This is a genomic window from Pseudomonas nicosulfuronedens, from assembly GCF_005877905.1.
Taxonomy (GTDB): Bacteria; Pseudomonadota; Gammaproteobacteria; order Pseudomonadales; family Pseudomonadaceae; genus Pseudomonas; species Pseudomonas nicosulfuronedens.
The window spans coordinates 111813-134424 of record NZ_SWDV01000016.1 but is presented as its reverse complement, the minus strand read 5'-3'; the positions used below and the strand labels follow the sequence as shown (position 1 = coordinate 134424).

Annotated in this window: 16 protein-coding genes; 10 read left to right on the top strand and 6 right to left on the bottom strand. The window is 64.9% G+C overall.

Annotated features, from left to right (window positions below):
• Positions 1-133 precede the first annotated feature (133 nt).
• From FAS41_RS15360 to secB, 3 genes are read left to right on the top strand one after another with little or no spacing between them, the layout of a single operon-like run.
• Entirely contained in the window at positions 134-556 is a 423-nt protein-coding gene (locus FAS41_RS15360; protein WP_138523680.1) for a rhodanese-like domain-containing protein, read from the top strand.
• 1 nt (position 557) lies between these two features.
• Positions 558-812 (top strand): glutaredoxin 3, encoded by a 255-nt coding sequence (gene grxC / locus FAS41_RS15355; protein WP_138523678.1) that lies wholly within the window; start codon positions 558-560, stop codon positions 810-812.
• 37 nt (positions 813-849) lie between these two features.
• On the top strand, positions 850-1332 hold the full coding sequence (secB, locus tag FAS41_RS15350) for a protein-export chaperone SecB (RefSeq protein WP_017517171.1): 483 nt from the start codon (positions 850-852) through the stop codon (positions 1330-1332).
• Between the two features lie 761 nt (positions 1333-2093).
• Here secB and FAS41_RS15345 read toward each other — a convergent pair.
• Positions 2094-2546 carry a hypothetical protein gene (locus FAS41_RS15345; RefSeq protein WP_138523675.1) on the bottom strand — a complete coding sequence of 151 codons (453 nt, stop codon included), beginning with the start codon at positions 2544-2546 and terminating at the stop codon, positions 2094-2096.
• On the opposite strand from FAS41_RS15345, the gene trmL reads away from it, so the two are divergent.
• Positions 2545-3006, top strand: coding sequence for a tRNA (uridine(34)/cytosine(34)/5-carboxymethylaminomethyluridine(34)-2'-O)-methyltransferase TrmL (gene trmL / locus FAS41_RS15340; protein WP_138523673.1), 462 nt, complete (start codon positions 2545-2547; stop codon positions 3004-3006). The genes FAS41_RS15345 and trmL overlap by 2 nt on opposite strands.
• 324 nt (positions 3007-3330) lie before the next feature.
• On the opposite strand, the gene ntrC is transcribed toward trmL, so the two are convergent.
• From ntrC to FAS41_RS15320, 4 genes are all read right to left on the bottom strand, one after another.
• On the bottom strand, positions 3331-4761 hold the full coding sequence (ntrC, locus tag FAS41_RS15335; RefSeq protein ID WP_138523671.1) for a two-component system response regulator NtrC: 1431 nt from the start codon (positions 4759-4761) through the stop codon (positions 3331-3333).
• A gap of 2 nt (positions 4762-4763) precedes the next feature.
• Positions 4764-5840: a nitrogen regulation protein NR(II) gene (gene glnL / locus FAS41_RS15330; protein ID WP_138523669.1), complete on the bottom strand. Its 1077-nt coding sequence runs from the start codon at positions 5838-5840 to the stop codon at positions 4764-4766.
• A gap of 206 nt (positions 5841-6046) precedes the next feature.
• Positions 6047-6616 (bottom strand): DUF4124 domain-containing protein, encoded by a 570-nt coding sequence (locus tag FAS41_RS15325; RefSeq protein WP_246084884.1) that lies wholly within the window; start codon positions 6614-6616, stop codon positions 6047-6049.
• 11 nt (positions 6617-6627) lie between these two features.
• Entirely contained in the window at positions 6628-7176 is a 549-nt protein-coding gene (locus FAS41_RS15320; protein ID WP_138523665.1) for a DUF4124 domain-containing protein, read from the bottom strand.
• A gap of 201 nt (positions 7177-7377) precedes the next feature.
• Here FAS41_RS15320 and FAS41_RS15315 point away from each other — a divergent pair, with 201 nt between their 5' ends.
• The gene (locus tag FAS41_RS15315) at positions 7378-9579 is read left to right on the top strand and encodes a mechanosensitive ion channel family protein (RefSeq protein ID WP_425048995.1); all 2202 of its coding nucleotides are present in this window, start codon (positions 7378-7380) and stop codon (positions 9577-9579) included.
• 206 nt (positions 9580-9785) lie between these two features.
• Here the strand turns inward: FAS41_RS15315 and glnA are convergent, their stop codons facing one another.
• Positions 9786-11195 (bottom strand): glutamate--ammonia ligase, encoded by a 1410-nt coding sequence (gene glnA / locus FAS41_RS15310; protein ID WP_045215805.1) that lies wholly within the window; start codon positions 11193-11195, stop codon positions 9786-9788.
• A gap of 331 nt (positions 11196-11526) precedes the next feature.
• Here glnA and thiI point away from each other — a divergent pair, with 331 nt between their 5' ends.
• The 5 genes from thiI to estP all read left to right on the top strand — a co-directional run bounded on the left by thiI (position 11527) and on the right by estP (position 22397).
• Positions 11527-12981, top strand: coding sequence for a tRNA uracil 4-sulfurtransferase ThiI (gene thiI, locus FAS41_RS15300; protein WP_138523661.1), 1455 nt, complete (start codon positions 11527-11529; stop codon positions 12979-12981).
• 170 nt (positions 12982-13151) lie between these two features.
• Complete coding sequence (typA, locus tag FAS41_RS15295; RefSeq protein WP_138523659.1) at positions 13152-14972, top strand: translational GTPase TypA; 1821 nt, start codon at positions 13152-13154, stop codon at positions 14970-14972.
• Positions 14973-15310: 338 nt separating this feature from the next.
• Positions 15311-19027, top strand: a complete 3717-nt coding sequence (locus tag FAS41_RS15290; RefSeq protein WP_138523657.1) for a DUF2339 domain-containing protein — start codon at positions 15311-15313, stop codon at positions 19025-19027.
• Complete coding sequence (locus tag FAS41_RS15285; RefSeq protein WP_138523655.1) at positions 19024-20388, top strand: DUF3999 domain-containing protein; 1365 nt, start codon at positions 19024-19026, stop codon at positions 20386-20388. Before FAS41_RS15290 ends, FAS41_RS15285 begins: the two co-directional genes overlap by 4 nt.
• Before the next feature lie 101 nt (positions 20389-20489).
• Complete coding sequence (gene estP / locus FAS41_RS15280; protein ID WP_138523653.1) at positions 20490-22397, top strand: esterase EstP; 1908 nt, start codon at positions 20490-20492, stop codon at positions 22395-22397.
• Positions 22398-22612: the final 215 nt, after the last annotated feature.

The following is a 22612-nucleotide window of genomic DNA, read 5'->3' as shown; positions in this document are numbered from 1 at the left end:
TTCCGAGAATAGGGGTCAGAAAAGGACCGGCATTTTACCTTTTGGTGCCGACAGACGCCATGATCCGCAGGGTTCAGCCGTCAGATACGCGCGTGTATACTGGCCGGCATTTTTACGTCTGGATGTCCTGCGCATGTCTTCGTTTCTTCCTCGTCTGATCGAATTCGCCACCCACCACTACCTGCTGGTCGGTGCCCTGGTCATCCTGCTGGTGCTGTTGGCCCTGCATGAAATGCGCAAGGGCGGCCGTGCGCTGTCCACCCGCGAGCTGACCGCCATGGTCAACGCCGAGCAGGCCGTGGTGCTGGATATCCGCCCGACCAAGGAATTCGCCACCGGCCACATCGTCGGCGCGCTGAACATTCCGGCGGACAAGCTGAACGCGCGCATGAGCGAGCTGGATAAGCACAAGGCCAAGACCATCATCGTGGTCGATGGCATGGGCCAGCACTCGGGTACCTGGTGCAGCGTGCTGCAGAAGGCCGGCTACACCGCCGCCAAGCTGTCCGGGGGCATCGGCAGCTGGCGTGGCGACAACCTGCCCCTGGTGAAGTGAGATGCCGTCGACCTTGATCTACACCAGCGCGTGGTGCCCTTATTGCATCCGCGCCAAGGCCCTGCTGGACAGGAAGGGTGTTGCCTACGAGGAAATCTCCGTGGACGGCAAGCCTGGCGTTCGCGCCGAGATGGCCAGCAAGGCAGGTCGCACTTCGGTGCCGCAGATCTGGATCGACGGAACCCACATCGGCGGCTGCGACGATCTTTACGCGCTGGAACGCGCGGGCAAGCTGGATACGCTGCTCTCGGCGTAATTCCTCATTCTGAAACGATGCACAAGAAGGTCCCGAAATGACTGAACAAGCCAGCAACGGCGCAGCCGAACAAGACAACAACCCGCAGTTCTCGCTGCAGCGCATCTACGTGCGCGACCTCTCCTTCGAGGCCCCCAAGGCTCCGGAAATCTTCCGTCAGGAGTGGCAGCCGAGCATCGCCATGGACCTCAATACCCGTCAGAAGCAGCTCGATGGCGACTTCTACGAAGTGGTCCTGACCGTTTCGGTGACCGTGAAGAACAACGAAGAAACCGCTTTCATCGTTGAAGTGCAGCAGGCCGGTATCTTCCTGATCAAGGGCCTGGACGCTTCCAGCATGAGCCACACCCTGGGTGCCTTCTGCCCGAACATCCTCTTCCCCTACGCCCGCGAAACCCTGGACAGCCTGGTTGTCCGTGGTTCCTTCCCGGCGCTGATGCTGTCCCCGGTGAACTTCGATGCGCTGTACGCGCAGGAAATCGCCCGCATGCAGGCATCCGGCGAGATCCCGGCCCAGTAATCACTGACGCCGAACGAGAAAGCCGCCTTAGGGCGCCTTTTTCTTTGTCTGCGATTCGTGCTGAGTGGAATTTGATCAGCTTTGCGCGAGCGCCGCACCGTCCGGTTTACAGACGGTTATCCACAGACTGTTCCGCTAGTTGCTCAGCAATGCTGTGGGTAAGCGCTGTTGCTCTTCGTAGGAGCGAGCTCGCTCGCGAACAAACTCCCCTGCTGGGTTGAAAGGTTCGCGAGCAAGCTCGCTCCTACAGAACAGATCGGCGTGTCGGGCGTTCAAGTTTGGTGCGTGCGCACTAGAGGGGCGCAGGCTGGCGACAGGCTATCGCTTCAGCATTTGCTCCCGGGTGCTGCGATGCAGACGCATAGGGAATCGCCAAAAGCCCCGCCGTTACTGGCCTGTAGCTGCTCTCGCAAGATGCCGGCCGAAGGCGGTGCCAATCTTGGCACGCCCTCTGCAATACCCCTGATAACAGCGATTTCAGGGGCCTCGGTACAGGCAGGCTGGGGAACCCCTCTTTTACAACTTGCGAACGCGTCGCCCGAAGCGGTGGCCGTCGCAGCCGGTTCGGGGGTCCTGGTACAGGCAGGCCGGGAAAGCCCCCTTTTTATGCCCGCAGGCGCGCCACGGCGAGCCTCGCACCCGTTAGGGGTCCTGGTACAGGCAGGCCGGGTAAACCCCTCTTTTATGTCGCGATTCTCCGTCTGGAGGACTCGCTTCCCGCTTCGGGGCCCCGGACCAGGCAGGCCGGGAAAACCCCGCTTTTATTCGGGCCGCGCGCTGATGGTCAGGCGCCACTGGCCGTCGACCTCAGTGCTGTCCCAGCTACCCTGCAGGCGTCGGGTCGACAGCAACGTCAGCAGAACCCCGCGCTTCCTTGGCTCCAGCTTCCAGCGCACCGGCGCATCGCCGATGCGCAACTGGCCCTGTTGCGCGTCGCCGCTGGCATCGATCTGCAGGGCGAGGGCGCCATCCAGGTGGCCGGCGCGAATGGCAGGCTGCGCGTCCAGGGTGAGCACCAAGCCACCGGCAGACGGCTCTACGGCAAGGATCTGCGGTGGCCCCTCGTGCGGTGGATTGACCAGGCGGCCCAGCATCAGGCCCAGCAGCAGGCCAAGCACGCATAGCGAAACCAGCACCTTCAGCCACGGCCTGGGCCGCATTTGCTCCTTGGCGGGGGTAGAATGCCCGCCGTTCTCAGGCTCGGAGCGCTGCATGTTCCACGTAATCCTTTTTCAACCGGAAATCCCCCCAAACACCGGCAACATTATCAGGCTGTGCGCCAACGCGGGTTGCAGCCTGAATCTCATCGAGCCGCTGGGCTTCGAGCTGGACGACAAGCGTCTGCGTCGTGCCGGGCTGGATTACCACGAGTACGCCAGCGTGCGCCGCTATACGAGCCTCGAAGAATGCCTGGAGCAGCTCGACCAGCCGCGTCTGTTTGCCTTCACCACCAAGGGTTCGCAGCCGTTCCACGAAGTGGCCTATGAGCGCGGCGATGCCTTCCTGTTCGGCCCGGAAAGCCGTGGCCTGCCGGAAGAGGTGCGCGACGCCCTGCCGCCGGAGCAGCGCGTGCGCCTGCCGATGCGCCCTGGCTGCCGCAGCCTGAACCTGTCCAACACCGTGGCTGTGACCGTCTACGAAGCCTGGCGCCAGCACGGCTTCGCGATGGATTGAGCGTTTTTTGATCAAATCGCGCAAACCCGCGCCGGTAGGGGAGCGCAGCGGCTTGCCCCAAGCTTATCCACAGGCAGGCGCACAGTGGATGTGGGCAAGCCGAAAATTCCTGCACAGAAACCACGCAAACCCCTAGGCCCCGCGTGCTCTGGTCTGTAGCACGTTCCTTCCCCGTTCCGTGCACAGTGTTATCCACAGGTTCTGGGGGTAAATATTGCCGGGATATGACTGCGTTCAACCCGGGCAGCGCTCGGGCCAGAGGCGTTTTTGGCAAGCGCAGCGCAAGAAAAAGGGGCCATTCGGCCCCTTTGTCGTGGAAGGACTTCAGTCCTCGCCGTCGTCGTCCGGGCCGTCGATCTTCATGCCCAGCTCCTTGATCTTGCGGGTCAGGGTGTTGCGGCCCCAGCCCAGTAGCACGGCGGCATCACGTCGGCGACCGGCCGTGTGCTTGAGCGCGGTCTCGATCATGATCCTTTCGAACGCCGGTACGGCAGTGTCCAGCAGGCTGGACTGTCCGCGCCCCAGTGCCTGATCGGCCCAGTGGCGCAGGGCCTGTTCCCAGTTCGCAGCCGGTACGCTGTCCTGCGGTTGGGTCATCAGCTCCGGCGGCAGGTCATCGACGTGCACCTCGCGGCCGGAGGCCATGACGGTGATCCAGCGGCAGGTGTTCTCCAGCTGGCGCACGTTGCCCGGCCAGCCGAGGTTCTTCAGGTATTCCTCGGTTTCCGGCTTGAGCAGCTTGGGCTCGACCGCCAGCTCTTGCGCGGCGCGGGAGAGGAAGTGCCGGGCCAGCGCGGGGATGTCCTCGCGGCGGTCGGCCAGGCGCGGGATGTGTACGCGGATGACGTTCAGGCGGTGGAACAGGTCCTCGCGGAACTTGCCTTCGCGCACCAGGTTTTCCAGGTTCTGGTGGGTCGCGGCGATGATCCGCACGTCCACCTTCACCGGGGTGTGGCCGCCCACACGGTAGAACTCGCCATCCGCCAGCACCCGCAGCAGGCGGGTCTGGGTGTCGGCCGGCATGTCGCCGATCTCGTCGAGGAACAGCGAGCCGCCGTCGGCCTGCTCGAAGCGGCCGCGGCGCTGGTTGGCCGCGCCGGTGAAGGCGCCTTTCTCGTGGCCGAACAGCTCGGACTCCATCAGGTCCTTGGGGATCGCTGCCATGTTCAGTGCGATGAAAGGCGACGTTGCGCGGGGGCTGTGGCGGTGCAGGGCATGGGCAACCAGTTCCTTGCCAGTGCCCGACTCGCCGTTGATCAGCACGGTAATGTTGGAGTGCGAGAGGCGGCCGATGGCGCGGAACACCTCCTGCATCGCCGGCGCTTCACCGATGATTTCCGGGGTGCGCGTCTGGTTGGCCGGTGCTTCCAGGCCCTGCTGCTCCTGGGCGTGCTGGTTGGCGCGCTTGACCAGGGAGACGGCTTCGTCGACGTCGAAGGGCTTGGGCAGGTATTCGAAGGCGCCGCCTTGGTAGGAGGCCACGGCGCTGTCCAGGTCCGAGTGCGCGGTCATGATGATCACCGGCAGGCGCGGGTGTACTTCGCGGATCTGCGCCAGCAGGTCCAGGCCGCTGGAACCGGGCATGCGGATGTCGGAGATGATGACGTCCGGTTGCTGCCGGCCCAGGCGGCTCATCACGCTGTCGGCGCTGTCGAAGCTGACGGTAGTCATGCCTTCCTGCTGCAGGGCTTTTTCCAGTACCCAGCGGATGGAGCGGTCGTCGTCGACGATCCAGACGGTCTCTGATCGGCTCATGGTCAATGCACTCCTTGTTCCAGGGGCAGGAACAGACTGAATACGGTGTGGCCTGGATGGCTCTCGCATTCGATCAAGCCCTGGTGCTGGCTGATGATGTTCTGGGTGATGGCGAGGCCCAGGCCGGTGCCGTCGGCACGGCCGCTGACCATGGGATAGAAGATGGTGTCCTGCAGTTCGGCCGGGATGCCCGGGCCGTTGTCGATGATCTCCACCTTGCACACCAGGCGATGACGCGTGTGGCCGATGGTGAACTGGCGCAGGGTGCGGGTGCGCAGGGTGATGCGCCCCAGCTTGAGTTCGTTCTGCGCGGCAATCGCCTGCATGGCGTTGCGCACGATGTTGAGCACGGCCTGGATCATCTGCTCGCGGTCGATCAGCAGGTCAGGGATGCTCGGGTCGTAGTCGCGCACCAGCGGGATGGTGCCCTGGGTCTCGGCTTCCACCAGGCTGCAGACGCGTTCCAGCACCTCATGGACGTTGGTCACCGAGAGCTGTGGCAACTTGTTGGAGCCGAGCATGCGGTCCACCAGATTCCTCAGGCGGTCGGCTTCTTCGATGATGACGTTGGTGTAGTCCTTGAGCGATTCCTCTGGCAGCTCACGGGAAAGCAACTGCGCTGCGCCCCGAATGCCGCCCAGCGGATTCTTGATCTCGTGGGCCAGGCCGCGCACCAGCAACTTGGTGGTTTCCTGCTTGGACAGTTGTGCCTCTTCCTTGGTGATCCGCAGCAGTCGGTCGCGCGGGTGGACTTCCAGCAGCAGCAGGGTATCGCGGCGGTCGAGGATCGGCGTCACCGCGTAGTCCACGGTGATGGTCTGGCCGGTCAGCGAGGTCAGGCTCGCCTCGCGCTTGGTGAAGGGGTGCGCCTCTTCCACTGCCTGGCGCAGGGACTGCAGCGCCTCGGGCGATTCGGTGAACAGCTCGCTGATGAACTGCCCGTGGCTGCGCTGGCCACTGACCGCCAGCAGCATTTCTGCCGCCGGGTTCATGTACTCCAGGCGCAGCTCGGCATTGAGCAGGATCACCGCCGTGGTGAGGTTGTCGAGCAACAGGCGGAGCTGGGTTTCTGTAGGCATGGCGTAAGAGATGTCCCAAGACTGTGCGGGAAAATGCAAAAAGCAAACCAGGCCCTGAAAAGACGCGTATTTCGCGGCATCGCGCTGATTTGCGGTGCGCAGGCGGCCGATCCGGTCAGCAGAAATGACCCGAAATGGGGAGAGTATAGAAAGTGGTGCAGGCGTACGCACCGATATGGTGCGTTTGTGGCAGGCCGCACGCCGCGTCAGTGGTCGGCGGCGGCGAGCGGCTGGGAAGTGTCGAGATCGGCCGATTCGGCCACTGAAACGCGGAACATGTGGAAAGGCTGACTGGGCGTCTGCTCGATGGTGCGGCCCAGGGTGTCGATGATCTCCACCGAGAGCTGGTGGGTGCCCCGGTCGATGTTGTTCAGCGGAAACACCGGGCTGCGGCCGGGCTCACCCACGGGCTTGCCGTCCAGCAGCAGGCGGTAGAGATGGCCGGGGAGCAGGGCCGGGTCGCTGGTGGCCGAGACGATCAGCGCGCCGTCATTGGCTCGAACGGTGGCGTCGGGCTCTGGCACGATGATACGCAGCAGCTGGTAGGCCGGAGGTCCGGGCGGCAGCGCGGGCGTGGCTGGCGCGTAGAGCGGTGGCGGCATGCGCACGCCGTTTGGCGAGCCGGGCTGGGAGTTGATCGGCGCCAGTTGCAGCTTCTGCGCGTTGCCGCGCGGCGGCTGGTCGGTGAAGACGCGATTACCTTCCTTGTCGATGTAGGTGTAGACCTCGGCGCTGGCCGACAGGCAGAACAGCGCCGACAACAGGAGCATCACCAGATAGCGCATCGTCAGCCGCCCGTCCGGGGTTGGACCTTGGGCCGTTGCGGGCTGTTGGTGCTGATGCGCTGCAGGGTGAAGCTCACCGGCGCGCTGGCCTGGATCACGCGGCTGCCCTGCAGGACCTGGACGGCCAGCGTGTGGTCGCCGCGGTCGATTTCCTGCAAGGCGATGCTGGTGCTGCTGGTCGGTGCGCCATAGGGCTGGCCGTCGAGCACCAGTTGCAGCAGATGGCCGCCCGCCAGGGCGGGCTGCACCACGACATTGACGATGAAGCTGCCGTTGTTCTGTCGCAGCGATTCATCGTCCGGCAGGTTGCTCAGGGCGAGAATCGCGTAGGCGTTGCTGGCCTGGTTCGCGGTGCCGCTGTCGGCGGGCACTGCGACCGACCCCTGCGGTCCGACTGTGTTGGTCGGTGGCAGCTCAACGGGCTTGGCGTCGACGTTGGTCGGCGGCTGGTTGGTGAACACTGTCTTGCCGTTGGCATCGGTGTACTTGTAGATCTGCGCGCTGGCTGGCAATGCGGCGGCGAGCAGCAGGGCGGTGAGGATCAGGCGCATGAAGAATCTCCGGATGGTCATGCCAAGCCTTGCACCGCCGACGGCGGCTGGCAAGTTGCCTATTGTCTTTCAGCAGGGCGCCGCGCGTTGTGCGCTGCTCCTCGTGGGGAGGACCTTTCCTGCGCGGGACGGGTCCGAGCCTGGCGCCGGCGTCTGTATGATGCGGGCAAGCGTGATTTTCCATTGTTCCGGGGTGTGCCTGTGATTCTGATTCGTTACCTGCTTCGTCAGTGGTTGCTGCTGTGCTGCCTCGGCCTGGGCCTGTCCTTCGCCGTACCCGCCATGGCAGCGCTTCCCGGGGCTCTCGCCGGGGTGACGGGCAGTGGCGAGGCGAAGGTCAGCGATGCCCAGTTGGAGCAGTCGCTGAACCAGGTGATCAAGACCCTGGAGAACGACCAGCAGCGCGCCGACCTGCTGAAGAAGCTCAAGCAGTTGCGCGACGCCACACAGAAGGGCGCTGAAGAACAGGGCGGTGTTCTGGGGCTGATTGGCGACACCCTTGGCAGCCTGGAGAAACAGTTCGAGGGCGCCAACAGCCCGGTGGTACGTTGGACCGAGCTGTTCCAGGGTGCCGGCTTCGAGCTTGAAGCACGGACCCCTTCGCTGGCGGAATGGCCGGGCATGATCCTCGATTTCGCCCTGGTCATCCTCATCTGGGCCTGCGTTGCCCTAGGCCTGCGCTGGATCGCCGGGCGCATGCGCAAGCGCTTCGGCCTGGAGGATGAACTGCCCCAGCACCCCAAGACCCGCGACCTGCTGTTGTTCGCCCTGCGCAAGCTTGGCCCCTGGCTGGTGGCCTTCCTGATCACCGTCTACCTGTCCGTGGTGCTGCCCAGTTCGCTCGGCAAGCTGGTGGCGATGGTGATCGCCTACACCCTGGTATGCGGCACGCTGTTCTCCGCGCTCTGTGTGATCTCCCTATCGCTGCTCAGTGGCCCGCACCGCATGCGAGCGCTGGACATCCTGCGCCGTCGTGCCTTCCGCCCGCTCTGGCTGATCGGCAGCCTCGCGGCACTGGGCGAAGTGATGCACGACCCTCGCGTCATCGAGAGCCTGGGGATGAACATCTCGCTGTTCGTCGGCTCCGTGGCGAACATCTGTGCAGCGCTGCTTACCGCGCTGTTCGTCCTGCAGTTCCGCCGGCCCATCGCCCACCTGATCCGCAACCAGCCGCTGGAGCGGCGCCTCAAGCGCAGGGGCCTGAGCGACCTGGTGGAGCTGGTCGGTTCGATCTGGTTCCTGCCGGTTCTGGTGCTGGTGGGCATCTCGCTGTTCGCCACCATCGTCACGGCTGGCGACAGCAGCTACGCCCTGCGTCGCGCGCTGGTCTGTGCTGTCGTGGCGGTGGTCGCGATGACCGTCAATGGCCTGATCCGCCGTGCCCATCAACGCTCGGCCCGACGCGGTGCACGTCGCCATGCGCCGTACATCGAGCAGTTGCAGAGCTTCGGCTACACGCTGCTGCACATCGCCAGCCTGCTGTTCTTCCTGGAGATCGGCCTGCGCGTCTGGGGCATGTCGCTGGTGCGTTTCGCCGAAGGCGACGGCTCGCAGATCAGCCTCAAGCTGTTCAGCTTCGGCACCACCCTGCTGGTCGCCTGGTTGGTCTGGATTCTCACTGATACCGCGGTACAGCACAGCCTCGGCCTGGGCGGCAAGAAGAGCGCCAACGCCCGCGCGCTGACCATGCTGCCGCTGATCCGCAACGTGCTGTTCGTGACCATCGCGGTGATTGCGCTGATCGTCGCCCTGGCCAACATGGGCATGAACGTCACGCCGCTGCTCGCCGGTGCCGGTGTCATCGGTCTGGCCATCGGTTTCGGTGCGCAATCGCTGGTGGCGGACCTGATCACCGGCCTGTTCATCATCATCGAGGACTCGCTGTCCATCGACGACTACGTGGATGTCGGCGGCCACCTGGGGACGGTGGAGGGCCTGACCATCCGCACCGTGCGCCTGCGCGACCTGGATGGTGTGGTGCACACCATCCCGTTCAGCGAGATCAAGAGCATCAAGAACTACTCGCGGCAGTTCGGCTACGCGATGTTCCGCTGGCCGGTGCCGGCGAGCATGCCCATCGACGACGCGCTGGCGCTGGTCAAGGAGGTCTCCGGCGAGTTGCGCGGCGACCGCACCATCAACCGCGCCATCTGGTCGCCGCTGGAAATCCAGGGTATCGAGAGCTTCGATGCCGGCCAGGCGATCCTGCGCTTCCGCTTCAAGACCGCGCCGATCCGCCAGTGGGAAGTGCAGCGCGCCTTCAACCTGCGCCTGCGGCAGAAGCTCGACAAGGCCGGGCTGGAGCTCTCCATGCCACGCCTGAATGTGCAGCTCTCGCGCCTGCGCAAATCGCGCCGCGAGGATGACGAGGAGCACGGCGCGCCGGTCGACGGCGGGATCTGAATCCGGCCTTCCGTTGTAGGAGCGAGCTTGCTCGCGAATGCGTTATCCGGTGACTCCAGTGCTGTGCGGTTCGCGAGCAAGCTCGCTCCTACAGGCGCAGACGCAGGCATAGGCACAGATACAGGTGCCGGCGGTTTTCTCCAGCCCATAAAAAAGGCCTCCCGAAGGAGGCCTTAATGGTGTCGCTATTTATAGGTATTCGTGGATCAGACGCTGTAGTACAGGTCGTATTCCAGCGGGTGCACGAAGGTGCGCACCTTGATTTCTTCTTCCGACTTCAGCTCGATGTAGGCATCGATGAACTCGTCGGTGAACACGCCGCCCTTGGTCAGGAACGCACGGCCCTTGTCGAGTTCTTCCAGCGCTTCTTTCAGGCTGCCGCAAACCTGCGGGATTTCCTTCGCCTCTTCCGGCGGCAGGTCGTACAGGTTCTTGTCGGCGGCATCGCCGGGGTGGATCTTGTTCTGGATGCCGTCCAGGCCCGCCATCAGCAGTGCGGCGAAGCACAGGTAGGGGTTGGCAGCCGGGTCCGGGAAGCGCGCTTCGATGCGGCGGGCTTTCGGGCTGGAAACGTACGGGATACGGATCGAGGCGGAACGGTTGCGGGCCGAGTAGGCCAGCATGACCGGGGCTTCGAAGCCCGGAACCAGACGCTTGTAGGAGTTGGTGGCCGGGTTGGTGAAGCCGTTCAGGGCCTTGCCGTGCTTGATGATGCCGCCGATGAAGTACAGGGCGGTGTCGGACAGGCCGGCATAGCCTTCGCCAGCGAAGGTGTTCTTGCCATCCTTGGAGATGGACATGTGAACGTGCATGCCCGAGCCGTTGTCGCCGTACAGCGGCTTCGGCATGAAGGTCACGGTCTTGCCGTAGGCGTCGGCCACGTTGTGGATGCAGTACTTCAGGGTCTGAACTTCGTCAGCCTTGGCAACCAGGGTGTTGAACTTCACGCCGATTTCGTTCTGGCCGGCAGTCGCCACTTCGTGGTGGTGAACTTCGATGACCAGGCCCATTTCTTCCATGGCGTTGCACATGGCGGTACGGATTTCGTGGTCGTGGTCGACCGGCGGTACCGGGAAGTAGCCGCCCTTGACGCCCGGACGGTGGCCTTTGTTGCCGGTCTCGATGTCAGCGTCGGTGTTCCAGGAAGCCTGCTCGGAGAAGATCTTGAACATCGAGCCGGAGATGTCGGACTTGAACTTCACTTCGTCGAAGATGAAGAACTCCGGCTCCGGGCCGACGAATACGGTGTCACCGATACCGGTGGACTTCAGGTATTCCTCGGCGCGCTTGGCGATGTTGCGCGGGTCGCGCTCGTAGCCTTGCATGGTGCTCGGCTCGATGATGTCGCAAACGATGATCAGGGTCGGCTCTTCGGTGAACGGGTCGAGCACGGCGGTGCTGTCGTCCGGCAGCAGGATCATGTCGGAGGCTTCGATGCCCTTCCAGCCTTCGATGGAGGAACCATCGAACATCTTGCCGGCTTCGAAGAACTCGTCGTCCAGCGCATCGCGGGCGGGCATGGTGACGTGCTGCTGCTTGCCTTTGGTATCGGTGAAGCGCAGGTCAACCCACTTCACGTCATGATCTTTGATCAGTTGTTGCGACTTGTACGACATGCTGTCCTCCAGGAGGGATTAGAGCTGGGAGCTTTCTGTGCCCCAGTATCGGGTGATGCCGGCCGGAATACTCCGCCAGGGCAACCTGCCTCACAAGAGAGCAAGTTGCGTGCCAGTGCCCGTAAATGGGCAGGGCCCCTGAAATCACGGGCTCTGGCGTGTGCTATGGATAATTGCACGGAAATAGTGCACTGCTTTGGTGCTCCGCCATGGTGCATAAGTCCATTTTGGTGCACCAAAAAGAAAGTCTCCGATTTCTGCTCAAGTCTTGAGCAATTTCGGATATAATTCCGCCCCTTTTTTTCAGTCCCATGGCAATCGCCCGATCCGCATGAAACTCATCGTCAAGGTCTTCCAGGAAATCACCATCAAGAGCCGGCCGGTGCGCAAGCGCTTCATCCGCCAGCTGGCGAAGAACATTCGCACGGTGCTCCGCGATCTCGACCCCGAGCTGCTGGTCGAGGGCGAGTGGGACAACCTTGAGGTCGAGACCAGGGTCGCCGACCCGAAAGTCCTGCGCGAGATGATCGAGCGCCTGACCTGCACGCCGGGCATCGGCCACTTCCTGGAAGTGCACGAATACCCGCTGGGCGATTTCGACGACATCCTCGAGAAGTGCAAGGCCCACTTCGGCGACAAGCTGCAGGGCAAGGTCTTCTCCATGCGCTGCAAGCGCGCCGGCAAGCACCCTTTCACCTCTATAGATGTGGAGCGTTACGTCGGTGGCGGCCTGCGCCAGCACTGCGGCGCGGCGGGCGTCTCGCTGAAGAACCCGGAAGTGGAAGTGCGCGTGGAAATCCGCCACGACCGCCTCTACGTGATCCACGCCCAGCACGATGGCCTGGGCGGCTACCCGCTGGGCGCGCTGGAGCAGGTGCTGGTGCTGATGTCCGGCGGCTTCGACTCCACCGTGGCGGCCTACCAGATGATGCGCCGCGGCATGATCAGTCACTTCGTGTTCTTCAACCTCGGCGGCCGTGCCCACGAACTGGGCGTGATGGAAGTCGCGCACTACCTGTGGAAGAAGTACGGCAGCTCCCAGCGCGTGCTGTTCGTCAGCGTGCCCTTCGAGGAAGTGGTCGGCGAGATTCTCACCAAGGTCGACGACAGCTACATGGGCGTGACCTTGAAGCGCATGATGCTGCGCGCCGCCAGTCGAGTGGCTGAGCGCCTGGAGATCGACGCGCTGGTGACCGGCGAGGCGATTTCCCAGGTGTCCAGCCAGACCCTGCCGAACCTCTCGGTGATCGACCGGGTGACCGACACCCTGGTGCTGCGCCCGCTGATCGTCAGCCACAAGCAGGACATCATCGACACGGCGACGAAGATCGGCACCGCCGAGTTCGCCAAGCACATGCCAGAATATTGCGGTGTGATTTCGGTGAACCCGACCACCCAGGCCAAGCCGTACCGCGTCGACCACGAAGAAACCAAGTTCGACATGGCGGTGCTCGACCGCGCCCTGGAGCGTTCCACCCAGATGACTGTCGATCGCGTGATCGATGAGCTGGGCAAGGACCTGTCGGTGGAAATGGTCGGCGAAGTGCTGGCCGGCCAGATCGTGGTGGACATCCGTCACCCGGATGCCCAGGAAGATGAACCGCTGGCCATCGAGGGCATCGAAGTCCTGGCCATGCCGTTCTACGCGATCAACAGCAAGTTCAAGGAACTGGACCCCAACCGCCAGTACCTCCTGTATTGCGACAAGGGCGTGATGAGTCGCCTGCACGCCCACCACCTGGTCAACGAAGGGCACACCAATGTGCGTGTTTACCGTCCGCAATAAAGGCGCGGACCAACGCCGCCAGCCCGGACTGTTCGGCGGCAGTATCCGCCACCGACCTCCCGACACATTCGGTGCGTAGGCTCACGCCCTGACCTTTTGCACCGCCGCGCCACGGCCCGGCCCCCGCTGCCGAAAACGGCAGCCGAAGATTCACTATCGAGACTGACACTGTGATCGAAAAACTGCGCAACATCGCCATCATCGCCCACGTCGACCATGGCAAGACCACCCTCGTAGACAAGCTCCTGCGCCTGTCCGGCACCCTCGACCGCAAAGAAGCGGAAAACGAGCGCGTGATGGACTCCAACGACCAGGAAAAAGAGCGTGGCATTACCATTCTGGCGAAGAACACCGCCCTGAAATGGAATGACTACAGCATCAACATCGTCGACACCCCCGGCCACGCCGACTTCGGTGGCGAGGTTGAGCGCGTGATGTCCATGGTCGACTCCGTACTGCTGGTGGTCGACGCCCAGGACGGCCCCATGCCGCAGACCCGTTTCGTCACCCAGAAGGCCTTCAAGGCCGGCCTGCGCCCGATCGTCGTAGTGAACAAGATCGACCGTCCGGGCGCGCGTCCTGACTGGGTCATCGACCAGATCTTCGACCTGTTCGACAACCTCGGCGCCACCGACGAGCAGCTGGACTTCCCGATCGTCTACGCCAGTGCCCTGAACGGCATCGCCGGCATGGACCACGAGAAGATGGACGACAACATGGACGCGCTGTTCCAGGCGATCATCGACCACGTCCCGGCGCCGAAAGTCGACGTCGACGGCCCGTTCCAGATGCAGATTTCCCAGCTGGACTACAACAGCTTCCTCGGCGTGATCGGCATCGGCCGTATCGCCCGCGGCAAGGTCAAGACCAACACCCCGGTCGTGGCCATCAGCGACGACGGCACCAAGCGCAACGGCCGCATCCTGAAGATCATGGGTCACTCGGGCCTGCAGCGCGTCGAAGTCGCCGAAGCCGAAGCCGGCGACATCGTCTGCGTCTCGGGCATGGACGAGCTGTACATCTCCGACACCCTGTGCGACCCGCAGAACGTCGAAGCGCGCCCGCCGCTGACCGTCGACCAGCCGACCGTGAGCATGACCTTCCAGGTCAACGACTCGCCGTTCGCCGGTAAAGAAGGCAAGTTCGTCACCAGCCGCAACATCAAGGACCGTCTGGACAAGGAACTGCTGCACAACGTGGCCCTGCGCGTCGAGCAAGGCGACTCCCCAGAGAAATTCAAGGTTTCCGGCCGTGGCGAACTGCACCTCTCGGTACTGATCGAAACCATGCGCCGTGAAGGCTTCGAGCTGGCCGTAGGCCGTCCGGAAGTGGTCATCATCGAGACCGCCGAAGGCGAGAAGCAGGAGCCGTACGAGAACGTCACCATCGACATCGAAGAGCAGCACCAGGGCTCGGTGATGGAGCAGATGGGCCTGCGCAAGGGCGATCTGACCAACATGATCCCCGACGGCAAGGGCCGCGTGCGCCTGGAGTACACCATCCCGGCGCGTGGCCTGATCGGCTTCCGTAACAACTTCCTGACCCTGACCTCGGGCACCGGCATCCTGACCTCGACCTTCAGCCACTACGGCCCGATCAAGGCCGGCGAAGTGACCAACCGTCAGAACGGCGTACTGGTCTCCATGGCCACCGGCACCGCGCTGACCTACTCGCTGGAAACCCTGCAAAGCCGCGGCAAGCTGTTCCTCGGCCCAGGCGACGAGATCTACGAAGGCCAGCTGGCCGGCATCAACAGCCGCGACAACGACCTGGTGATCAACCCCACCAAAGGCAAGAAGCTCGACAACATGCGCGCTTCGGGCAAGGACGAAGTCATTGCCCTGGTTCCGCCGATCCGCTTCACTCTGGAGCAGGCGCTGGAATTCATCGCCGATGACGAGCTGGTGGAAGTGACGCCGAAGTCGATCCGTCTGCGCAAGAAAATGCTCAACGAGAACGACCGCAAGCGCTACGAACGCGCCAAGGTCTGATTCGACGGGTAACAAGGAAAAGCCGGGCATCTGCCCGGCTTTTTTTTGCCCGTCTTCCAGGTAGCTTCACTGGATCTGTAGGAGCGAGCTTGCTCGCGAACGGATTCTCCGGTGGCATTGAAGCGGGGCGGTTTGCGAGCAAGCTCGCTCTTACGAAAGGCACCCTCGTCTTTGAAATTTCAGTGAGGCGTGGCTACGAGGCAACTTCGCGACGTCAGAGTACTCGAAGCTGAGCGTTAGTGGACGCAGGCCAGGGAGCCAGGCCGATATACTCAGCTTCCCGGGCGTTGCCGCCCGGGTCGGGATGGATTCGCACAGAACCTCAAGGATTCGAAAGCATGCAATGGATTTTCATGCTGGTCGGCCTGGTCATCGGCGCCGCTGCAGGCGAGTCGATCACCGGGGCGGTATTGGGCGCAGTGGTCGGCCTCGCGCTGGGGCAGACCTTCGCGCTGCACAGCCTGCAACGGGAGAACGCCAGCCTTCGCAGTGAGCTGAAGACCTTCGGCGAACGCTTCGACCAGGGCACCAAGGCCCTGTATGAGCGGTTGCTGCAGGTGGAGCGTGGCCCGGTCGGGCAGACGCCTCCACCGGTCAGCGTCGAGACTGTCGCGCCGGAAATGCCGGTTGCCCCGACCGAGCCCGAGGTCGAGGTCGACGTACCCGTCAGCGAACCCGCTGCCACAGAGCTGGAGTGGAACATCGAGCTGCCCACCGACGAACTGGCGCCGGCCCCGGCGGCCGCTGCGCGGGTGGAAGCGCCCATCGAGTGGTCCGACCTGGTGCTCGAGCCGATGGAAAGGCCGGCTGCCCAGGCCCGCGTCGAGGAGCCAGAGGCTCAGCCACAGCCGGCTCCTGCTGCACCTCCGCTGCCGCCGGCTCCGCCCGTTCCATCCTTGTTCGACCGTGCCTTCGGCGCCGCCCGCGACTGGTTGCTGGGCGGCAACACGGTGCTTCGCGTCGGTGTGGTGCTGCTGTTCCTCGGCCTGGCCTTCCTGCTGCGCTATGCCACCGAAGGCATGACCATGCCGCCGCAAGGGCCGTACCTCGGCACCGCCGCTGCCGCGCTGGCACTGCTCGGGCTCGGCTGGTGGCTGCGTCAGCGGCGCCCGGCCTATGCGCTGATCCTCCAGGGCACCGGCGTCGCCGTGCTCTACCTGACGGTGTTCGCCAGCATCAAGCTGTATCCGGCGATGAACCATGGCGAGGTGCTGATCGACCCGAAGGCCGGTTTCGTGCTGCTGGTGGCGGTCACCCTGTTCTCGGCGATTCTCGCCATCCTGCAGGACGCAGTGGGTCTTGCCGCTGCCGCTGCGCTGGGCGGTTTCGCCGCGCCGATCCTGGCGTCCACCGGCGGTGGCAGCCATGTCGCGCTGTTCAGCTACTTCGCCCTGCTCAATGCCGGTATTTTCGCCATCGCCTGGTTCAAGGCCTGGCGGATGCTCAACCTGATCGGCTTCTTCGGTACCTTCGGCATCGGCCTGGCCTGGGGGCTGCGTTCGTACCAGCCGGAGCTTTTCGCCACGACCGAGCCGTTCCTGATCCTGTTCTTCCTCACCTACGTCGCCATCGGCCTGCTGTTCGCCCGCCGCCGCCTGCGCGAGGCAGCCGGGGCGCCGGACGATAATTCCCGCGAGGCGCTGCTGCGCTGGTCGGCGCGGCAGACCGACTACGTCGACGGCACCGTGCTGTTCGGCACGCCGCTGGTGGGTTTCGGCCTGCAATACGGGATCATCCAGCACCTGGAGTTCGGCGCGGCGTTCAGCGCCCTGGCGCTGGGTCTGTTCTACATGGTGCTCGCCCGCCTGCTAGCCGGGCGCACCGCCGGTCGCGCGCTGCTGCTGGTGGAAACTTGCCTGGCGCTGGGCGTGGTATTCGGCACGCTGGCGATCCCTCTGGGCCTCGATGCGCGCTGGACCTCAGCCGCCTGGGCCGTGGAAGGTGCCGGCATCTTCTGGCTCGGCTTGCGTCAACAGCGGCCGCTGGCTCGGATCTTTGCCTTGTTGCTGCAAGTGGGCGCGGCGCTGGCCTTCCTTGCCGGCCTGGAAGTGAACCCGCTGTCGCTGACGCTGCTCGACGGCGCGCCACTGGGCGCACTGATGCTCGGCGTGGCGCTGCTGTTCAGCTTCTGGAGCCTGCGCATTGCCGCTCCGCAGACCTTGCGCAGCTGGGAGCCGAACGCTCGCCCGGTGCTGGCGGCCTTCGGTCTGACGTTTCTCTACCTGATCGCCCCTCTGCTGATGGGCGCGGACGGCACGGCCATGTCCTGGGCCGTAGCCGGGCTGGCGACCCTGTTCGCCGCGCTGCGCCTGCGTTCGCGCACCTTCCTGGCCTGCACCTTTGCGGTGCAACTGCTGGGCGGTGCGGTGTTCCTCCTGCATCTGCACGGCGCACAGGAGGGTGGTGGTGTGCTCGGCTCGGGTTGGCGCGGGCTGGTGACGGCATCGTTGATCGGGCTGGCGCTGATCGCCGCCATGCTGATCGCCGCGCGGGATTCGATGGTGCGCGACGACCGCCGGCTGATGCTCGGCCTGAGCGTGGTCCTGCTACTGGGCCTGGCCTTCATCAACCTCGCCGTGCTCTTCGTGCTGCGCTGGCAGACCGCCGCCGCTGTCTGGGCTGGCAGTGGGTTGCTGATCCTCTGGCTGAGCCTGCAGTTGCAGCAACGCGCGGCCTTCGTCTTCGGTCTGGTGCTGCAGGTTATCGGCGCGGGCGCCTTCCTCTTCGGTGGCGCGGCACTGTTCGGCGACCTGCCCAGCGAGGGCCTGAAACCGCTGGCGCACATGGGCTTCTGGACCCCGGCAGTGCTGGCGCTGGCTGCGCTGGTCGGCGCCTGGCGCCTGCACCGCGCCAGCGAGCGCGAGCGCAACCTGGCGCTGGGCGGCCTTGGGCTGGAGCAACTGTCGCAATTGCTGCTGGTGTGGGGCGCGGGCTGGTGGGCGCTGACCGCTGTCTGGGAAATCGCCCGCTTCGTACCCGGCGAGATGCGTGAACATGTGGCGCTGCTGGTGGCGGCGGTCAGCGTCGGCCTCTGGTCGCTGCTGGCGCGCCGCGAGCAGTGGCGCGCGTTGGCACTGCTGTGCCTGGCATTGGTGCCGGTGTCGCTGGTGGCGCTGGCCAGTGCCTGGAGCCTGGGCTATCACCCGCTGGCAGAACTGGGCTGGCTCGGCTGGCTGGCGGTGTTCGCGGTGCACTTCTTCACCCTGCGCCGACTTGACGCCTTGCTGCCGCACCGCGCTGCACAGGTGGCCCATGTACTGGGTTGCTGGCTGATCCTCGGCGTGCTGGCGTTGGAGCTGCGCTACCTGTTCTTCGCCCTGGCCGAGCATTACAACGCCTGGCGCTGGCTGGGCTGGGCGCTGGTGCCGAGCCTGTTCCTGATCCTCATGGGGGGCATGGCGCGTCTGCCGTGGCCGGTGGCGGCCTTCGAGCGCGAGTACCGCGCGATCGCTGCCGTCCCGGTGGCCCTGGCGCTGCTGGGCTGGTTCTGGCTGGTCAATCTGTTCAGCAACGGCGCGGCCGACCCGCTGCCGTACCTGCCGTTGGTGAACCCGCTGGAGCTGGGCATGCTCATCGTGCTCGCGGCGATCTTCCAGTGGACGCGCCTGGGCCTGCCGCAACTGGGCGTTGCCGAGTCGACCCTGCGCCTGCCGGTGCAGGCGGTGCTGGGCGCTTCGCTGTTCGCCCTGCTGACCATGGCGGTGTGCCGCACCGCGCACCATTGGGGCGGCGTGCCGTTCGAGTTCGATTCCCTGAGCCAGTCCATGCTGGTACAGGCCGGGTTGTCCATCGTCTGGGCGCTGATCGCGCTGGGCCTGATGATCGCCGGGCACCTGCGCGGTCGCCGCGACTTCTGGCTGGTCGGGGCAGTGCTGCTGGTGGTCGTGGTGATCAAGCTGTTCCTCGTCGATCGCGCCAGTGGTGGCAGCCTGGAATGCATCATTTCCTTCATCGGCGTCGGCGTGCTGATGCTGATCGTCGGCTACTTCGCACCGCTGCCGCCGCGCCGGCCACAGCCTGATGAGCAACCGCAACAGGAGCTCCCCTCCGCATGAAGCTCAATACCCTCTTCCTGCTCGCCGGTGCCTGCCTGCTGGGCAATCACGCCAGTGCCGCACCCACTCCGGCGGACTTCGCCCATCGCGTGCCGCTGGAGCTTTCCGGCCAGGGGCCGTGGTACCGCGTACAATTGCCCATCGAGGTCCTGTTCGCCGCCCGCCATGGCGACCTGCGCGACGTACGCATCTTCAACGCCGAAGGCGAGGCGCTGCCCTACAGCTTGCGCACCAGCGCAGCCAGCGAGAAAGAGGTGCGCAGCGAAGTGCAGGCGCGCATCTTCCCGCTGCGGGGTGCCTCTGGCAGCGCGGCCGGCGACAACCTGAAGATCGTCCGCAGCACCACCGGCACCATCCTGGAAATCACCCCGAACGCGCCCGCGCAGGACAAGACCCAGGTGCTGCGCGGGTGGCTGCTGGAAACCGGCTCCGGCGACTTGCCGCTGGACCGCCTGCAGCTGGACTGGACGGCGGACAGCGACGGCTTCCAGCGCCTGCGCATCGAAGCCAGCGATGACCTGGAGCACTGGCGCTCCCTGGGCGAAGGGCAATTGGCCCGGCTGGATTTCAACGGCCAGCGCATCGAGCAGAACGACATAGCGCTGCCCGGCGAGACGGCGCGCTACCTGCGCCTGTGGTGGGAGTCGCCGGAGCAGGCCGCGCAACTGGTCGGCGCCACGCTCAGCGGCAGCCGCAGCAGTAGCGGCCCGGTACCGATGCTCTGGTCCGAACCCCTGGCGGCCAAGGTCGACAATAATGGCGACTTCAGCTGGAGCCTGCCGCTGGCGCTACCGGTGGAGCGCGTGCGGATTTCGTTGCAACAGGACAACACGTTGGCTCCGGTGGTGATCTCCGGCCGCCACGACGGCAATGTGCAGTGGTCGCCGTTGGCGCGCGGCGTGCTGTACCGCCTGCCGGGTCAGGGTGGTGAAATCACCCAGGAGGAGCTGGCATTGCCCGGCACCACCCTGGGCCAGCTGCGTCTGCAGGTGGATGCGCGCGGCGGCGGCCTCGGGGGTTCGACGGCGCACCTGAGCGTGGGCGTTCGCGCCAGCGAACTGGTGTTCCTTGCACGCGGCGGTGAGCCCTACGAACTGGCGGTGGGCAGTGGATCGATCACCGATGGCAGCCTGCCGCTGACCACCCTGGTGCCCGGCTACGAGCCCAAGCGCCTGGCGAACATGGGCGAGGCGCGGCTCAAGGGCGCTCTGCAGGCGCCGGCGACACCACTGCCTGCCGATGTCGCGAAAGCCGATACCCACTGGAAGCGCTATGGCCTGTGGGCGCTGCTGCTGGCGGGCGTCGGCCTGCTCGCGCTGATGGCGCTGAGCCTGCTGCGGAGCAACCGCCAGGCGAGCTGATCGGCGCGGATCGCCCCAAGATAGGGGTGTCGCCTGTAGAAATTCTGATACTGTCTGGGTTGTTCTGATTACCGAATAACAACAAAGCATGGAGTAGCAGAATGATCAGAAAGGCGCTCACCCCGCTGGCGGCTGCGTGCGCGTTGGCCATTGCCGCGCAGGCCTCCGCAGCCCCTTCGCCGTATTCCACCCTGGTCGTCTTCGGCGACAGCCTGAGCGATTCCGGCCAGTTCGCCGATGCCGGCGGCCCCGCTGGTGCCAGTACCCGCTTCACCAACCGTGTCGGTCCGACCTATCTGGACGGCAGCGGCGAGATCTTCGGCCCCACCGCACCGATGATTCTCGGCGGCAAGCTGGGCATCAATGGCGCCGACCTGAACCCCTCAACCTCGCTGGTCCCCGGCACCGTGGACGGCAACAACTGGGCGGTCGGTGGCTACCGTACCGACCAGATCTACGACTCGATCACCGCTGCCGGTGGCTCGGTGGTCACTTCCGGCTCCACCAGCCGCACCCGTGACGGCTATCTGGTGAACAACCGCGCTGATCCGAATGCGCTGTACTACCTCACCGGTGGTGGCAACGACTTCCTCCAGCTGCGCATCACCAACGACCCGACCGCCCGAGCTGCAGCAGGCCGCCTGGTGGATAGCGTGGATGCGCTGCACGACGCCGGTGCGCGCTACATCATGGTCTGGCTGCTGCCCGACCTCGGCCAGACCCCGGCCACCAACGGCACCGCGCTGGAATCCTTCGGCACCCAGCTGTCGGGCATCTTCAACGAGGAACTGGTCAGTCAGCTGGCCGCCTCCGACGCCAACGTCATCCCGCTCAACATCCCGGCGATGTTCAAGGAAGTACTGGCCAACCCGGGCGCCTATGGCCTGGCGACCGACCAGAACCTCGTCGGCACCTGCTTCAGCGGCAACAGCTGCACCGAGAACGCGGTGTATGGCCGCCACGGCACCAACCCCGACCCGACCAAGCTGATCTTCAACGACGGCGTGCACCCGACTATCGCCGGCCAGACGTTGATCGCCGACTACGCCTACTCGGTGCTCTCCGCCCCGTGGGAAGCGACCATGCTGCCGGAGATGGCCCTGGGCACCTACAACGCCTACCAGGACCAGCTGCGCAGCCAGTGGTTGGCGGACTGGGAGAACTGGCAGGGCGTCAACCAGTGGCGCGGTTTCGTCACCGGTGGGGCGCAGCACCTGGACTACGACGACCAGGACAGCGCGGCCGATGGCGACGGCTACGGCGCCAACCTGACCCTGGGCACCAGCTATCGCCTGGATGACGCCTGGCGCGTCGGCGGCTCGCTGGGCTTCTACCGGCAGAAGCTGGAGCTTGGCTCCGACGACTCCGACTACAAGCTCAACAGCTACCTGGGCAGCCTGTTCGTCCAGTTCCAGCAGAATCGCTGGTGGGCTGACGCCTCCGTGACCGGCGGCAAGCTCGACTTCGATGAGGCGAACCGCAAGTTCACCATCATCAACCACGAAGTGGAGGAGAAGGCCGATACCGACGGCAGCCTGCTGGCCTTCAGCGGTCGCTTGGGGTACGACATCGCCCAGGGCGGCGAAAACTGGCACCTGTCGCCATTCGTCAGTGCCGACTGGGCGCGGGTGAAAGTGGACAGCTACGAAGAGGGCAGCGGCCGTTCCACCGCGCTGGCCTATGACGAGCAGGACCGCTACTCCCGTCGCCTCGGTGCCGGCCTGCAGGGCAAGCTGGACCTCTCCCAGGAAACCCAGCTGTTCGGCGAGGTTGCCGTGGAGCGCGAATACGCCGACGACACCCAGAATGTCGGGATGAACTTCACCAGCCTGCCGGACATCGGTTTCAGCCTGCAGGGCTACACCCCGCAGAGCCATCTGCAGCGCGCCACCATCGGCTTCGCCCAGAAGCTGACCCCGGAGCTGTCGCTGCGCGGCGGCTACAGCGCGCACCGCAGCAGCGACGACCTGGCGCAAGGGGTGAACCTGGCGTTGAGCCTGGACTTCTGACCGCCTGAGGTGAGCGCGGCGGGGTGACGGGCGGTTGCGGCCGTCACCCCGCTTTCTTTTCAGCGTACCGCTCGCCACGCGGCCGAAGGTCGCGGTGCCGATCGCCTCTGGGGAACTGCCCGTGCGCGGCGGGCTCCAAGCATTCTGCGTGCCTCTGCGCAAGGAGGCATCGCGGTCGTTTCCACGCTAGAATGCGCCCTGATTTTTATCTTCTC

Bases quoted from the DNA above. Each gene is read 5' to 3' on its own strand.
- glnL (WP_138523669.1), bottom strand. From the start codon at position 5,840: ATGCCTACAGAAACCCAGCTCCGCCTGTTGCTCGACAACCTCACCACG.
- FAS41_RS15345 (WP_138523675.1), bottom strand. From the start codon at position 2,546: ATGCAGCGCTCCGAGCCTGAGAACGGCGGGCATTCTACCCCCGCCAAG.
- thiI (WP_138523661.1), top strand. From the start codon at position 11,527: ATGAAACTCATCGTCAAGGTCTTCCAGGAAATCACCATCAAGAGCCGG.
- grxC (WP_138523678.1), top strand. From the start codon at position 558: ATGCCGTCGACCTTGATCTACACCAGCGCGTGGTGCCCTTATTGCATC.
- FAS41_RS15360 (WP_138523680.1), top strand. From the start codon at position 134: ATGTCTTCGTTTCTTCCTCGTCTGATCGAATTCGCCACCCACCACTAC.
- ntrC (WP_138523671.1), bottom strand. From the start codon at position 4,761: ATGAGCCGATCAGAGACCGTCTGGATCGTCGACGACGACCGCTCCATC.
- FAS41_RS15285 (WP_138523655.1), top strand. From the start codon at position 19,024: ATGAAGCTCAATACCCTCTTCCTGCTCGCCGGTGCCTGCCTGCTGGGC.
- FAS41_RS15290 (WP_138523657.1), top strand. From the start codon at position 15,311: ATGCAATGGATTTTCATGCTGGTCGGCCTGGTCATCGGCGCCGCTGCA.
- estP (WP_138523653.1), top strand. From the start codon at position 20,490: ATGATCAGAAAGGCGCTCACCCCGCTGGCGGCTGCGTGCGCGTTGGCC.
- glnA (WP_045215805.1), bottom strand. From the start codon at position 11,195: ATGTCGTACAAGTCGCAACAACTGATCAAAGATCATGACGTGAAGTGG.
- secB (WP_017517171.1), top strand. From the start codon at position 850: ATGACTGAACAAGCCAGCAACGGCGCAGCCGAACAAGACAACAACCCG.
- trmL (WP_138523673.1), top strand. From the start codon at position 2,545: ATGTTCCACGTAATCCTTTTTCAACCGGAAATCCCCCCAAACACCGGC.
- FAS41_RS15320 (WP_138523665.1), bottom strand. From the start codon at position 7,176: ATGCGCCTGATCCTCACCGCCCTGCTGCTCGCCGCCGCATTGCCAGCC.